The organism is Desertivirga arenae, from assembly GCF_017355785.1.
Classification (GTDB): domain Bacteria; phylum Bacteroidota; class Bacteroidia; order Sphingobacteriales; family Sphingobacteriaceae; genus Desertivirga; species Desertivirga arenae.
In genome coordinates, this window is the sequence record NZ_JAFEWE010000011.1 from 20,729 (window position 1) to 36,796 (window position 16,068).

Below are 16,068 nucleotides of genomic sequence, written 5' to 3' on the forward strand. Positions count from 1 at the left end.
AAATGATCATGTTGAAAAGAACTTTACTAATTGGAAGCTTATGCCTGAGTCTGGCATTTAAAGCAGAATTTAAGGATCCCTGGGAATCGAGCCTTGTTACAGTAATGCAAGACGGACAATTGAAGTACAATGCTGACGGAAAAGGTAACACTATTCCCGACTTCAGCCACGTGGGATATCACCACGGTGAGATTGAAATTCCCGATGTACGGATAGTAAAATCAGTAAATGCAGCTGCAACCGGTAGCAGTGATGAGATCATACAGCATGCTATCAACGAAGTTGCAAAGATGCCTTTAGATAAGAATGGCTTCAGAGGTGCGATTTTGCTGAGGAAAGGTCAATATGTTATTGCTGACGCTATTAAAATTAATCAAAGCGGAATTGTACTACGCGGTGAAGGCGACGCCGCCATGGGTACACGACTGATTGCTGCAGGAAAAGGCCAAAGAGCCCTGGTTCAAATTTCAGGAACAGGTTCGTTAGCGGAAATCGCCGGAAGCAGAGTTAAAATTACAGACAAATATGTTCCTGTTGGAGCTACATCTTTTACGGTTTCTTCAGCTTCGCAATTTAAGGTTGGAGACGAAATTGTGTTATTAAGGCCAGGCACTACAGAGTGGATAAAAGATATTCAGATGGATAGGATCGAGGCTCGTCAAGGCACCAAGCAATGGCAGCCTGGAGAATACGATCTTCGCTTTGAAAGAAAGATCACTGCGATCGATGGTAACAAGATCATGATAGACAATCCGGTAATGATGCAGATGGAGGAAAAATATGGTGGCGGCCAAATCTACAAGTCGAGCTTTAAAGGCAGGATTACGGAGGTGGGCATAGAGAATATGTTTTTTGAGTCGGCCTATACAAATGATACAGATGAAGATCATAGCTGGATAGCGGTAAAATTTGATAAGGTGGAGAACGGCTGGGCTCGAAACCTTACCTCGAAATACTTTGCCTACTCTTGCGTTAGCCTTGAAAATGGAGCAAAGAACATCACCGTTAAAGATTCAAAATGTTTTGATGCCAAGTCAATTATTACGGGGGGGCGGAGATATTCGTTTAACAACGACGGTCAGCAGAATCTCTTTATGAACCTGGAAACAACTGAAGGGCGCCACGATTATGTTACCGGAGCCCGTACGCTGGGACCGAATGTGTTTTATAATTGCAAAGCTTCCAGCACTCATGCTGATATTGGCCCTCATCACCGTTGGGCTGCCGGAACTTTATATGATAACATTATCACGGATGGAGAAATTAATATTCAGGATCGGGGTAACTGGGGCAGCGGACATGGCTGGGCGGGAGTAACGCAGGTACTTTGGAACTGTAAGGTTAAAAGGGCGGCTGTTCAAAGTCCATGGGCATCAGGCCTTAACTATAGCATAGGAACTCAGGGTGAAAAGTCTGATGGAAGGTTTTCCGGAAGGCCTGATGGTGTTTGGGAGAATCAGAACAAGGCGGGGTTAAATCCGGAGTCGTTGTATATGGCGCAGCTTAGGAGTAGGAAGAAGTAATACTTCTTCCTCTTTTATCATTCCGATCCAAGGAGGGACCTTGAACGACTTTCAGCAATAAGCCGCTCTTAAGATCTCTCCTATCGTCGAGATGACAAAATTTTTAGCTCTAATCCAACTCCCCCGTTTTCATCTTTCCTGCAGGATTTAAGCTTTTAGCCTGTATCTGCCCCTGTACTTCTAATTTAATCACTGAGGCAACTTTATCCGGGGCCTGAGATGGAAGAGTAATAGTTACTCCGTTTGTTCCCAGGTTTGTTTTTAAAGACTTACCTCCGGCTAATAATAAAGCGGAAGAAACTTTATTCTTAAGTCCCGGAACTACCAGTTGCCCGTTTGAAGGCCAGTCAAAAACTGAAAGATAAAGCGTGGTACCATTTTTAGAAGGCTTGCATGTGATACGTCCCCAGGTTACAGCCTCTAAGGGATTAGCTTTGGTTGAATAGATCGCCTCGCTATTTACTTTCATCCAGTAGCCCATTGCTTTCAATCTGTCAATGCTTTCCTGAGGAAATGACCCGTCTGGTTTTGGTCCAACATTTAACAGATAATTTCCGCCTTTTGAAGCGATATCAACCAGATTACGGATAAGGGTTTCGGAAGATTTCCATTTGTTATCTGACTTACGGTAACCCCAGGTTCCATTCATGGTCATACAGGTTTCCCAGTCCTTGCCGTCAAGCTCACTCGCGTCGGGGATCTTCTGCTCCGGAGTTTTAGTATCGCCAGGGAAATTCGGGCGTTTTAAACGATCATTGGTAATAATATTGGGTTGATACTTTTTAAGTACATCCTGAAGTTTTTGGGCGGCTTCATCAGTCATATTTGTTGGAGTATCCCACCATAGTACTGCAATGTCTCCGTATTCTGTCATCAGTTCTTTAACCTGAGGAACAGACACCTTATCAATATATTCATCAAAAGAGCGCGTTTCCTGGGCTGGATCCCAATGGCCTTTATGTTCTCTGGTGTAATTGTCTATTTTTGTACTATCAGGATTCGGCCAACCTTCACGCATTTCCTTACGGGCTGCAGAGCCTCCTGGATTGCCCCAATCCTGAGCATGGGAGTAGTAGAGGCCTAATTTGACCCCGTACTTTTTGCAAGCTGCAGCAAGCGGTTTTAACAGATCCTTCCTGTAGGGCGATGCATCCATAATATCCCAGTCGCTCGCCTTGGAATCAAATAATGCAAACCCATCATGATGCTTCGCTGTGATGATGAGATACTTCATTCCTGCATCTTTTGCAGTTTTCACCCAGGCGTCTGCATCAAATTTTACCGGGTCAAATTGTTTTGCAACTGCTTTATACTCTGCTACCGGGATCTTCATACGGTTGAAGATCCATTCGGCTCCTCCCCGGGCCTGCTGATGACCGTTGTACTCTCCGGCCAATTGAGCATAAACTCCGAAGTGGATGAACATTCCGAAACGGGCTTCACGCCACCATTTCATACGTTCGTCTTTCGAAAGATTCTGCTGTGCACTAACACTGTTCATAAAAACGCTGCTTGTGAGGAGCATTAGAAGTATTTTTTTCACCATGATCTGTTTATCGGTTATGTTTTGATTATATCTTCAAATCCAGCCACTGTGGGCCTATTTTTTCCGACTTCCAGAATGGAGAAACCATCTTTCCTTCAAGCGCATATAGCCCGTTGTTGTCCTTTTTTAGTTGGGGATCTTTCATGCTAAATCCTTCTGGAAGTTTCGCTGCTGACGGGATTCCCCATACTGTATTATTACTGAAATTGATATCTACTTTATCATCATACCATTTCAGGGGTTCCTCCTTTGTAACGATGACATTGTTTGCGAATACCGTGTTTAAAGCAGGTAAACACCGCTGAGGGTTATAGCCTGCACCAATTGCAAAAGACTCTTTGCAATTGATGATCGTGTTACCAGTGATCGAGGCGTTTTTAACCTGCCAGTGGCTGGTTAAAACAGGATTGGGAAGGCCTGCCATAACCGAAAGAGCTGCACTCACGCTGGTTCCACTCAGCTCCTGCATGTGATTGTCGTATACTTTATGATTCTCGCCGATGAGGCGAATACCTCCAGTTCCAGGCTTGTTGTTTCCTATAAAGTAATTCCCATAAACTTCCGAGTTGTTACCATGGCGGAGGGTAAGGGTAGCCTTACATTCATAGAACAAGTTATTGCGAAGGGTATTCTTACACGATTTATTGGATATCGCTTCCAGTTCTCCATCACAATGCTCGAAAACATTGTTCTCTACGGTTGTAAACGAATCATGAAAAGACCAGGTGCTTGTACCGATCCGAATGGTTTCCCCTCCGTTCCTTCCTAATTCCGGGCGAGGCCCGAAGTAGTTATGATCGATCTGGTGATAATTAGGCTTTTCAGACAACCATACAACGAGGGTAACTCCCTGATGCGTTTTTCCCTTGAAGTAGCAGTGATCCACCCGGTTTCGCGTTCCGTTTAACGACACCCAGCGATAATCCACCTTATTGTCAGGATTACTGAAATCGATAATAGCAGAATTTGTGAGGCGGGAATTAGCTGACTTTTCTGAGAAAACTACAATGTCTTCTTTTTGCGAGTAGCCATCCTGAAATAATAAACCCTCAGCCTGCAGCCATTCTCCGTCAATCTTCAATGTGGAATTACCGGCGAGCTTCATTTTACCTGGTTTCTCGGTTGTCAGCACGATTGGCTTCTGCTCAGTTCCCTTCCCCTGAAATACCAGATGCTGATCTTTCCAGTCGCCCCCAGTTAAAATCACGTTATCTCCCGGCTGCAAATTCAGCCCTGTTAATTCGCTTGCCGATCTGATCTTAAAATCTTTTGCCTGAAGAGTTGAGGCTAAAGACACCGCGATCGTAACAACTATTAAAAATCTTTTCATGTTCAAAAACTATAGTTTAACCAATGACTTGTTTTCTCCCAGATTCTTCTTACGGAGTAAAGCTTCCAGATAGTAATAATCTGCATAAGACAGAGGCACGTCTACTTCACTGTTTGATGGTTTGGAACCTGTGCTGTGGAGAAGTATAAAGCCTTTATTTTGTCCCACCGGAGAAATGTACCTGGTGCTGAGACTATTCATCATTTTGTCAGCAGCCTTGCGATAGATGTCACCGTTCTTGCTATAGGTACTTAACTCATATAATCCGGAAGCAATAACCGCGGCAGCAGAAGCATCACGAGGCTCGTTCGGGATACCAGGAGCATCAAAGTCATAATAAGGGACCAAATCTTCAGGCATATTCTTATTGTTAAGAATGAAGTTGGCTACGTTTTCGGCCTGTTTCAGGTAGGACGGGTTTTTAGTCTCGCGATAACACATGGTGTAACCGTAAACGGCCCAGCCTTGTCCCCGTGACCATGAGGATTCATGACTGTATCCCTGATGTGTATTTTTTTTAAGTACCGCCCCGGTTTGCGGATCGTAATCAATAACGTGATAGGAACTATAATCGGGCCGGAAGTGATTTTTCATCGTTGTATTTGCATGGGAAACAGCAATTTTATGAAAAGATGAATCCCCGGTTAGCTTTGTTGCCTCAAACAGCAGTTCAAGGTTCATCATATTATCTATGATCACCGGGTTTACCCATTTATCCCGACTATGATCCCAGGAAAGGATTACACCTGTTTTAGGATTGAAACGGGTAGCGAGAGTTTTTGCAGATTGAACGACAACATCTTTGTAGTGAGCATCATTAGTTATACGAAGTCCCGTTCCTGCACTGCAATAAACTTTGAATCCCATATCATGGGTGGTACCATTGAATTGCTCTTTTTCAATCTCTGTTGTAAATTTCTTCGCCTGGGTTTGCCAGTTTGAGTCGCCCGTGTATTCATATAAGAACCATAGAACACCAGGAAAAAAGCCACTGGTCCAATCGCGGGAAGCAACGAGTTTTAAATATCCATGTTCCAGCGTCCGGGGAGAAACAATTTCTAGCTTTGAAGGATCTTTAGCTTTTTGAATTTCCTTAAGCATCACTGTAGTTTGCTTTTCAGCATGATCGAATGCTTTCCTGATATTTACCTTTTGTGCGAATGCTGCAGTTTGCAGCAGTGCGGCTGTTAATAGTGTGTACGTGTACTTTAGTTTCATTCGTTTAATAATCTTTACAGGTCTTTCTACTTCTTATCACTTTCATTTTATTAATCAACTTTTGATCTTATGCGCTTTGTCGCTTTATAATCTTTGTCACCTTGACGTGAGGAGAGAACCGAGAACGTAGTCAGCTTACCCATCTAGCGCTTTAAGATTCCTCCTATCGTCGGAATGATAATTGGGGAAGCTGGAATGACAAAACAACCCACCTCTTCATAACTAGTTAACAGGAACTAACTGCACTTCCAGCAGCTTCATTAGCTCTCCTCCTTTTATGCTTATTGGCTTAATTGTTAATTCATGTTTGCCCGGTTGTAAAGAGATCCTTCCTGCTTCCTGGGAAATTACGCCATCGTTTTTTGCTGATACTGTTAACTCCTTTTTTAATCTTCCAACAGAAACTTCATACGATCCCGCGGATGCGGCACCGAGGTATTTCACGATCAGTTTATACCTTGCTGGTTCCAGAATTTTAAACTTCCAGGATAGATATTGATCAGTCGACTTCCAGCCATCTACGAAATAGCGATTCGTTTTACCATCTCCGAAACCAAAACCATTACCGTGCAGGTCTGCATCAAAAGCGAGCAAACGGTTGGTTATGCCCTTTGAAGACAGGCGACGTACTGGTTCTGCCTGAGTCGGTCCGTCTATCTCAAGAACTACTACAGCATCCGCCGCATCAGGACTTTTCATTGGAACCTTTATAGTGATATCGGCTTCTCCTAAACGCTTTGCTGGCAGCGACTTTTGCGTTCGATCCGCGAGTAGATATGCTTTCGTGACCTTATTTTTCAAGCCTCCTACCAGCAATCTTCCATCAACAGGCCAGTTAAAAACATGCAGATAAAGCTTGTTCGGTTTTTCTGTAACTACCCCCCAGGCAGGAATTGGAAGCGCTGTTCTGTTCGTACCATAAATACTTTCAGGATACCTGCTGATCCAGCTACTGATGCTATCCAATATACGTTTGTCTTTCTTATCAAGACTTCCGTCACCTTTAGGACCTATATTGGTTAATAGATTTCCTCCGCGGGAAGATGCTTTAGCCAGTAACTGAATAAAGAATTTAGCGGATTTATGACTGTTATCGTGTTTAGAATAGCCGTAGGACTCATTGGTAGTTGGAATTGCTTCCCAGTCCCCATCAGTTGAACGAAATTCTGCAGGTCTATCCCCTGTGTTGATATAATCTCCAAAATTCCCTGAAGCACTTCTCGCCAAACGACCGTTTACTACGATTTTAGGATCTGTTTCGCGGATAGCTTTCAGAATGCGAATATTCTCAGATAAAGGAAGTTTATGCGGAGTATCAAACCAGAGGATATCGGGATGATAATTACGAATCAACTCTTTTATCTGAGGAATTGCTTTTTCGTCTACATATTTTACAGCTTTTGGAAGCCATTCAGGGTGATTATCGAACCAGGTGGCTCCCCCAAGCAATTTATCGCCACCCGGGTTCTGATATTCCCAGTCGTTGCCGGGTGCGTCCGGGTGCTCCCAGTCGAAAGCATGGGAATAGTAAAACCCGAAATTTACACCATGCTTTTTTGCTGCGGCTGCTAATTCTGCTAATGGATCACGGGAGAAAGGTGTCTGATCCTTTATATCGAAGTCGGAAACTTTAGAATCCCATAGAGCAAAACCGTCATGATGCTTGGCAGTAATGATAAAGTAATTCATTCCTGCTTTCTTCGCATTCAGGATCCATTCTTCAGCATTGAATTTTACCGGATTAAATTGATGAGCCAGCTCAATATACTCAGCTCTTGAAAGTTTTTCCTTTCGCATGAGATGTTCTGCATAGCCCTGCACCACTTTTCCCTTCCATTCGCCGGCGGGACTGGAGTAAATGCCCCAGTGCACAAACATTCCAAATTTTGCATCCCGCCACCATTGAATACGCTGATCGTGCGTTTTCATCGACTCCGACCACCATCCTTCCCTGGCTTCGTTCATCGCTATTTGATCGCGTTCCTTCGCCTGGTTGAACATATTTTTATCTTCGTCGCCGGCCACTTGCGCAAAGGACAATAAATGGAATGCCGGGAGAAGAATGGTCACGAGCAATAGACGCCTAACCTGGTTCAAAGAACCTTTTCTATAGCAAATCATGGTAATTCTTTAATTATTACAACCAAATCAGAGGATGCCTGATGGGTAAATTCCTGAGCACCTCTTCTACTGTTGGATTATGTTCTAAACTGCTCCAGGTGGTAAACCAATTATCTTTGCCAAATGCCTCTGCACCAAAAACAAGGAAAGGATGAGCTACCGGCCAGTTCTCCCAATACATCACATCTTTAGATAAAGGCCATTTAGATTTATCGGCAACATATGGAAAGAGATATTCAACCCCTTTTCTGATAGTTCTGCCATCAGCTAGTTTATATTCCCAGAGATTATCTTTTTTTGTGGAGAGGATCTGACAAAGAGTTGTCATTGCATCTAAATTAAAAAGCGAGTAACCATACGGCTTTGTTCTTTTTAGCTCGCGTGGGAAACTTCCATCTATAGCCATTTGATTTGGAAGCAGAACTGTCTTATAACGATCGCTGCAGAACTTCATCAAATCTTTATTACCTGTTAATTTGGCAAAAGAGGCTACTTGCATCACCCAACATGTACCGTGATTATTTTCAGCATTCATTTCGTCTTTTCCATAGGGATGAGTGGTTAGCCAGGTAAGATACTTTGAGAACCATTCCTTTATTCCCTTTAATGCTGCTTTATCCATCGCTTTAGAATCCTCCATTACAATAATTCCCTGGGCAACTTCCATCAGCTGGATCGTATCGATAATACCTATCCCCCTGCCAGTAAATCTTCCTCTAATTGCCTGTGCGAATTGAAGATTAGGATTCATCAACGTTTCGGGATTGATAAACCAGGCTTTTAAATGAACTAAAGCATGCCTCACATACTTTTCATCTCCGGTAATTTTATAGGCAGAAGCCAGCGCGCAGATAATTTTACTAAACCGGATCATGGCTTGCCGATGAGCTACAAAATTACCAGGATTTGTGAGGCCATCTTTTTGAATATAAGGACCTTCCGGATTTTTCGGATCTGGCCACCAGTAGTCGCCTTCAGAAAAAAAATCGTGTTTAGTGCCAGCACTACGGGAAGAACTTTCAGTGGTTACAGTAACGGGCTGTTGCATCAATGCCCAGGTCGCTTCCTCAAAGACCTGTTGCCTCAGCACTTTTGTTGCCTTCCTTTCAAAATTAATCCCGGCGGGCTGCCTGGCAGCGGCCCCCGGGAAAACGTAACCAATTATTAAAAAAATAAAAAAAAGGATTCTAAGGCTCATCTTTAGCTGGTCATTTTAGTGAAAATCACTTTGCCAATTGTATTAGGTTTACCCATTGCCGGGGCAGAGATCGAACCTTTTATCTGGCCGTTCTTCTTCAATTCAACCTTAATATCACGCCAGGTAAACTCTCCTTTTTCGAAATCAAAAGTTTCCCCGTCATCATCATATAAGCGATAAGAACCTGGCTTTGCACCGTAATAACGTACTTCGATATCTACTTTCTGATTCGCTTTTGGAGCGCGAAGTGCCGGCGGCATCATTGGAATGATTCCTCCGTCTTTAACGAACACGGGAATCCGGTCTAATCCTGGTGTTACCGTAATTACCTCACCATCACCCGCTAATTTTCCTGTATAGAAATCGTACCACTTACCTTTAGGCAACACTACTTTCCGGGATGTTTGTCCGGTAAACATTGGTGCTACAAGTAAATACTCGCCAGCCATATATTGATCTTTAATTTCTTTCGACTTTGCTTCTGCGTAAGGATTCTCTTCCAGATTTACATTGGTTAACACTTCCTTCTTCACCTCCAGGTTAAAGCCATCTTCCAGGTTCATAGCTCTGAAAGGAGGAGTGCCTTCAAAATGGTATTTCGCAAATTCAGAATACCAGTAAGGCATCATTTTCATCCGCAACAAAGCATATTCCTTCACCTGCTTTTCCACTTCTGGATATGTCCAGGGTTTGGTTCCACTTGCCCATGCATTGATCATTGCCATTGGAGAGAACACATTTGACTGAAATCTTCTCAGCCATTCCTCACCGGTTTTGGAAGCCCGTACTTCAGGTGTCCAAAGAACTCCAGCAAAACCACTGTTAACTAGTGCTGTTATAAAATCTTCGTGATTGTAATAATCGTTGTAGATAACGTAAGGGAAAGATGACGCTCCTCCATTAGCGGCACGCACTAATCCGAAGGTGCGCTGATTTCGTTTTTTGAACAAGTCTGCACTGTATCGCATAGCCAGCATGGCATAAGTCTGCCTCATCTGCTCTGCACTGATCCCCGAAGGAAAAGAAGCAACGTCTGGCCATAGGTAATGGTCGTAGCCATCTACCTCGTCAATCTTGTAACCACTTACGCCGATATCTACCTGATCTTTTTGCAACTGTCCAAAGAACAACTCCCGGGCTTTAGGCATATTAAAATCAGGAACAGCGCCTAACCAGACAGTATGCGAACTGGTCAGAGGCCGGATCTCTTTATAGAAGGGGGCATCCGGAGATACGTAAGGGTTTATCCAAAGATTAAGACGAATGCCTCTGTTTAGCATACTTTTAACGAAAGCAGAAGGTTCAGGAAAACGGCCTTTATCCCAGGAAAAGGTACCGGGGTAGGCTTTGCTTTGCCATCCGGGCTCTAGTCCGACAAAGTCCAATGGATACCCTTTTTCCTCGAACAGATTTACTTCGTTTTCAACATCCTGAGCAGTTGAACGGGTCATTACCCGTTGAGTAAAACCTAATCCCCATCTAGGAGGCAGACAACCGCCTCCGTTCATCAGGTTGTACCTTCTTACCGCGTCCAAAGGTTTCGGCCCTCCGAATACGTACACTTCAACCCCTTCTGCAGGCACCAGCATTTCTACCGCATCTGAATAAGGGCGGCTTGCCCAACTTTTATCAGTGTTGCGATCTTTTGGTTCAGGAAAGTTCGGACTGTCTTTTCTTACTCCCGAACCGGCCCATACTTTAATATACCGTGCTGAATTTACAAAAACTCCATACCCATTTGAAGAAACATAAAAAGGTGTTGGTGCATGAGTGCGACCATTATCCTTGCCTCCGTAATGATCTACGTGCAACTCAAGGATCTTTCCGCGCTGATGCACGGTTTGGAAATTCAAACCGAAGCCATACAGCTGCTCTCCTTTCTGCAAGGGAAACCTTAGGTAAGTCTTTCCTTCTACTACTTTAAATTCAATGTCGTTTTTTGAGAACGGGAAGTTTGCCTGTCCCACTTTAGTCAATGCTGCTTTATTGGGAGTTGCACCTGCTGCTTTCAACAGGTCGTAACTTTCCGGCCTTCCTACTACTGCTTTCCAAACGCCTGTTTGTACTTCAGACCATACAACTTCCTGAGCCGGTAGAGCTAACGAAGAACTGGTAAGAAGCAAGCAGAAGAACAGGAATCGAAATTGTCTCATATATCTTAATGTGTGTTTATAATTTATCTGGTTATGTAGATACTCATCAAGCTAGTAAGAACCTCTTGAGTATTTCCATGTGTTAGTTTATTGATAAGTTAATGAATGCAATTACGCGTTAATTGCTGAGGCTTTATTCTGTTTGCTTGTCGAAGAGTTCAACTATTTTGGCGGAAGAAGGGGAAAAAAAATGTCATCCCGACCTGAGGAGGATCGTAGAACACTTTATAGCAAGGCGTTTTAGGATCTCTCCTGTCGTCGAGATGACAGAGGGGAGTCGGGATGACAATCCCCCGGTTCTACTTCCAGTCCTGGTTCTGTTCCCAGCCGCCCTGCGTAATATCCAGCTGCGCTTGAGGTACCGGGAAGACGTAAGATTTGAATGTTCGTTTGGCTCCGGCCCCATTGTATGGCTGGTTTGGAATAACCTGCTGGGCAATTCCCCACCGGATTAAATCATTGTAGCGCAACCCTTCGAAAGCCAGCTCAACTCTTCTCTCGTTACGAATAATATCCCTTGTTAAAACCAGTTTTGGTGGCATATTAACCCCTGGCCTTGAACGAACATCATTTAAAGCTTTCAAAGCACGGAGATCTGCTCCCTGTCTGCTTTCGAACATCGCTTCAGCATACATTAATAACAGATCAGCATAGCGCATCTTTACTACATGCTGATCACTTAAGGTTGCTCCGGAAGCATTATTGACCGTTGTGTCTACCCCCTTTTTAAATGCCATCTGAGTGAAAGGGATTTGACCTTCAGCTGTACTGCCGGCAGCACGAAAGCCATTTGGATTATAAGCCCAGGGATCACCTATTTCAAATATCGTCATCTTTCGACGAGGATCTCCAGGTTCATAAGAGTTGCGAAGGTCTACTGTTGGAAATACTGACATACGTCCACCTACTACCTGGTCATAGGAATGGTAATCCAGAGGCGCATCAAACTGAACCGAGAACATGATCTCCTTATTATTTGCTTGTTCTCCAAAGAAAATACCTGCATAATTTGGATGAAGCCTGAAAGGATTTGCAGGATCACCGATTAAACTATAAGCAGTTGTAGCAGCCTCAGCATAACGTTGATTATTCAAAAGCACCCTGGTTTTCAATACTACTGCTGATCCTTTTACTGCCCGTCCGTTTGTGTAAGCGATATTGGGAAGGTAAGCAATGGCAGAGTCTACATCATTCAGGATCTGTGTTACAACCTCTGTCTTTGGAGATCTCGGTACCTGCATGTAATTGCCCCCCAGTTCGGCAGGCATAAGAATTAAAGGCAATGCTCCGTAAAGCTGAGTCAGATCATTATAATAGTAAGCTCTGAGGAAACGGGCTTCACCAACCATTCTGTTCCTGGCCGTGGTAGTCATGTTTGGTACCCTGTCTATGTTAGCCAGAAAATAATTACATGCTGCGATCCCCTGAAAGCCGATCGTCCAGCTTAAACTCACAATTCCTCCCGTGGAGGAGTTATGCTGGCCTCTCATCACTACATCGAATGACTGATAATTGGAAGTAGTGATGGCGTTATCAGAAAGAGCCTCCCAATAAGTAGCATTACCACTCTGACCAGGGCCGTTCGACAAGATAGGTTCTTTAAGTTTTGCATAACAGGCAATTAGAGCTCTATTTGCTTCAGCCTCTGTTTTCCAGTAATTTTTAGGATTTGGTGCAGCTAAAGGATCTTTATCCAACACATCATTGCAGGAAGCAATTACGCTGCCCAGTATCACAAAACAGATCAATTTTATATATCGTTGCATAATTTTAAAGGGTTGCTTTTATACCAAATGTGTAAATCCTGGCTTGTGGATAGATTGCTCCACGACCGGTAGCAGCTGCACGTTCAGGATCCACTCCTTCGAAGAATTTAGTAAATGTTAAGAGGTTATCTCCGGAAAGATAAAGTCTCAATCCCTGAAATCTCGCTTTATTAATTAACTGCTTAGGAAGATTGTATCCCAACTGAACGTTCTTCAACCTTAAATAAGAAGCATCCCTTAACCACCATGTAGATGTTTGTGTATTGGGAGCATAATTCTCATTAAAGATGTGAGGAATTGAGTTTGACGTTCCTTCTCCATCCCATGCATTTAACCAGAAGGTTGGCGGCGGACTAGCCTGGCGGAACGGAGCTACTCCCCACTCTCTCAGGTAAATTTTACGTCCCTGAACACCCTGGAAGAAAAAGCTTAGATCGAAGTTTTTGTAATCTGCGTTAAAGGTAAGTCCGTAATTGAATTTAGGATATGCTCCGCCAACAACTGTTCTGTCATCCGGGGTGATCTTTCCGTCATTATTGAGGTCGGCATATTTCATATCACCAGGTTTCGGCTTTACAACAGGTGTTGGCCCGTTATCGATCTCCGCCTGGTTTTGGTAGATCCCGTCGAACACATACATGTAGTAGGAGTTATAAGGTAAACCTTCCTGTCTGATCAAGCCCCCGTTATCGATCTCTCTTGCTCCGTATTTTATTACTTTATTCTTATAGGTTTCGAAGTTTGCTTGTACACGGTAGTGGAAACCGTTAAGATTCTGTTCGTGGCCTAATAGGAATTCCAGTCCCGTATTTTTCATTTCCCCGCGGTTTACTGTAGGCCCGGCCACTCCTATAAATCCAGGCACCTGCAACTCTCTCAGAATATCTGTAGTAGTACGGCTATACCAATCTACGGATCCGAATAACTTCGACTTGAACAGGCCGAAATCAAGACCGAAATCAGTAACCGTTGACGTTTCCCATTTAATATTCTGGTTGTTCAAATCGCTAAGAGTAACGCCTTGCTGCAACGAACCATCAATATTATACAAGTATGGATTCAGCACTTGCTGGTACGGATAAGGCATCGACTCGCCTAAAATATCCCGGTTTACATTCTGGTTACCAGTTTGGCCCCAGGATGCACGGAACTTCAGGTTATCAAGCCACTTTACTGGTTTCAGGAATGATTCTTCAGACATTCTCCAACCTGCGGATGCTGATGGGAAAAAGCCCCATTTGTTACCGCTTGGAAACCGGGAAGAGCCATCATAGCGAAAGTTCGTTTCAAAAAGATACTTCTCCTTATAATTGTAATTGGCCCGGCCAAACAAAGACTGCAGTGCCCATTCATAAGCAAAACCATCGGCCGTTTGACCACCTGGTGAAAATATACCAATCTCTGTGAGATCATTTGTGGGAGCATTACGTCTGAATCCCTGCAGTCGTTCATACCGGAAAGTTTCCTGACTGACTCCCAATAAAGCTGAAAAATTGTGAGCCTTGTTAAACGTTCTGTTATAATTCAGATTGGCGAAATAGGTAAGCTGGATATCCTGATCCCTTCTTGAAGTGAGGTTATTTTCACCTACTGTTCCATTGAACGCGGGCGAAGTAGGATAAACTCCATTCGCATCGGGGACGTAAAGGTTTGTTGGAATACCTATAACATGAACGTTTGTATTTCGGCTGTTATACTTTAAACCACCTCTTACCTCACCTTTTAAACCTGGTAGAATATCAACATTCAGATAAGCAGAAGCGAGACTGTAATAATTCTTCAAATCCCTTCCTCCGTTCTCTGCTAAAGCAACAGGATTTTTATTTCCTCCTTCCTTCAATAATGCTTTGGATGCATAACGCCCGCTTCCATCAGGTAATTTCGGTTTAAAGGTAGGGTGTGCAGCGAGGGCACTTAAAATCTGATCTTCTGTAGAGTTCCCATCAAAATTATTGTTTAGTGCTGTTTCATGCCTGTTTCCGCTCGAAAAAGAGATATTGGTACCGAAAGTCACCTTCGAACCAAGGTTGGTTTTCAGGTTAAACTGGGCATCGTAGCGCTTATAATCCGTTGCGATCAAAACGCCTTCCTGGTCCAGGTAACCTAAACCAAAGTTGTATGTAGTACCCTCTTTGCCCCCATTGACACTTAAAAAGTGCTGTTGCATTGGAGCACTGCGAAAAACCGCGTCCATCCAGTCGTAGCTTGGATACTGCTCTGAAGGATTCTTATAAAGTTCAATTTCAGCTGCGGTATACCTTTGTTCTGTTGAGGTACCTGTATGATCTATTGCCTTGTTCAGCAGTTCCATAAACTGAACAGAGTTGGTTACCCGGTCATAGACTGAGGTAGGGGTCTGACTGCTGAGGTTCAAATTATAGTCGATATTTAAGCGACCGCTTTTACCGGTTTTAGTGGTTACCAGGATAACCCCATTAGCAGCCCTGGAGCCGTAGATAGAAGCAGAGGCAGCATCTTTAAGTACCGAAATGCTTTCGATCATATTGGGGTTAAGGTTGTTTAAGTTTCCTTCAACCCCATCTATTAGGATCAAAGGATCATTTCCCGCCTTACTAAAACTACCCAGTCCCCTGATTTGAATATTCGCGCCCTCGGCACCTGGCTGCCCTGAATTTTGGGTTATTTGAACGCCGGGCATCCTTCCCTGAAGCAGGGATGTTGTATTGGGGGCATTGCGTGTTGTCAGTTCATTTCCAGATACAGCACTTACCGCACCTGTAAGATTTACCTTCTTTTGTGTTCCATAACCCACTACTACTACCTCCTGCAGGGCCTTGGATTCCCCTTCCAGCACTACATTTATTGTATTCCGTTTATTTACAGGAACCCGTTGAGTAACATAGCCTATAAAGGAAAAAACGAGTACAGCATTATCCGGAGCTTTTATGGTATAACTGCCATCAGCACTTGTTGTAGCAGCAATATTAGTGCCTTCAACTTTTACGGCTACCCCAGGTAATGCTCCCTGAGTATCACTGACTTTCCCTTTAATAATTATATCGGCAAGTTTTCTTTCGGATGAAACCCGCTCCCTTTTAGTATTCGCCATGGCAAGCTGGCTCGAAGACAGAATACTTGCAGCCACAAACAGTGTAATTTTTCTGTTGAGACTACCCTGGTTTATGAACTTTAATAACATATTTGTTAGTTTTTTAATTAAAACAAAAGGTAAAATGCTGTCCCGCCTGAGAA

Annotated in this window: 9 protein-coding genes; 1 reads left to right on the plus strand and 8 read right to left on the minus strand. The window is 43.6% G+C overall.

Features of this window, described 5'->3' with window-relative positions; translation table 11 throughout:
* Positions 1-8: 8 nt before the first annotated feature.
* Entirely contained in the window at positions 9-1,523 is a 1,515-nt protein-coding gene (locus tag J4N24_RS18875; RefSeq protein WP_242691731.1) for a hypothetical protein, read from the plus strand.
* A 109-nt stretch (positions 1,524-1,632) separates the two neighbouring features.
* Here the strand turns inward: J4N24_RS18875 and J4N24_RS18880 are convergent, their stop codons facing one another.
* The 8 genes from J4N24_RS18880 to J4N24_RS18915 all read right to left on the minus strand — a co-directional run bounded on the left by J4N24_RS18880 (position 1,633) and on the right by J4N24_RS18915 (position 16,015).
* Positions 1,633-3,024 carry an alpha-L-fucosidase gene (locus J4N24_RS18880; RefSeq protein ID WP_242691732.1) on the minus strand — a complete coding sequence of 464 codons (1,392 nt, stop codon included), beginning with the start codon at positions 3,022-3,024 and terminating at the stop codon, positions 1,633-1,635.
* A 70-nt stretch (positions 3,025-3,094) separates the two neighbouring features.
* Positions 3,095-4,399 (minus strand): polysaccharide lyase 6 family protein, encoded by a 1,305-nt coding sequence (locus tag J4N24_RS18885; protein WP_207535290.1) that lies wholly within the window; start codon positions 4,397-4,399, stop codon positions 3,095-3,097.
* A gap of 9 nt (positions 4,400-4,408) precedes the next feature.
* The gene (locus tag J4N24_RS18890; RefSeq protein WP_207535291.1) at positions 4,409-5,617 is read right to left on the minus strand and encodes a glycoside hydrolase family 88 protein; all 1,209 of its coding nucleotides are present in this window, start codon (positions 5,615-5,617) and stop codon (positions 4,409-4,411) included.
* Positions 5,618-5,839: 222 nt separating this feature from the next.
* Positions 5,840-7,738 carry an alpha-L-fucosidase gene (locus J4N24_RS18895; RefSeq protein WP_207535292.1) on the minus strand — a complete coding sequence of 633 codons (1,899 nt, stop codon included), beginning with the start codon at positions 7,736-7,738 and terminating at the stop codon, positions 5,840-5,842.
* Positions 7,739-7,754: 16 nt separating this feature from the next.
* Entirely contained in the window at positions 7,755-8,936 is a 1,182-nt protein-coding gene (locus tag J4N24_RS18900) for an alginate lyase family protein (protein ID WP_207535293.1), read from the minus strand.
* Positions 8,937-8,938: 2 nt separating this feature from the next.
* Complete coding sequence (locus J4N24_RS18905; protein WP_207535294.1) at positions 8,939-11,089, minus strand: glycoside hydrolase family 31 protein; 2,151 nt, start codon at positions 11,087-11,089, stop codon at positions 8,939-8,941.
* Between the two features lie 299 nt (positions 11,090-11,388).
* Complete coding sequence (locus J4N24_RS18910; RefSeq protein WP_207535295.1) at positions 11,389-12,855, minus strand: RagB/SusD family nutrient uptake outer membrane protein; 1,467 nt, start codon at positions 12,853-12,855, stop codon at positions 11,389-11,391.
* A gap of 4 nt (positions 12,856-12,859) precedes the next feature.
* Positions 12,860-16,015, minus strand: a complete 3,156-nt coding sequence (locus J4N24_RS18915; RefSeq protein WP_207535296.1) for a SusC/RagA family TonB-linked outer membrane protein — start codon at positions 16,013-16,015, stop codon at positions 12,860-12,862.
* Between the last annotated feature and the right edge of the window lie 53 nt (positions 16,016-16,068).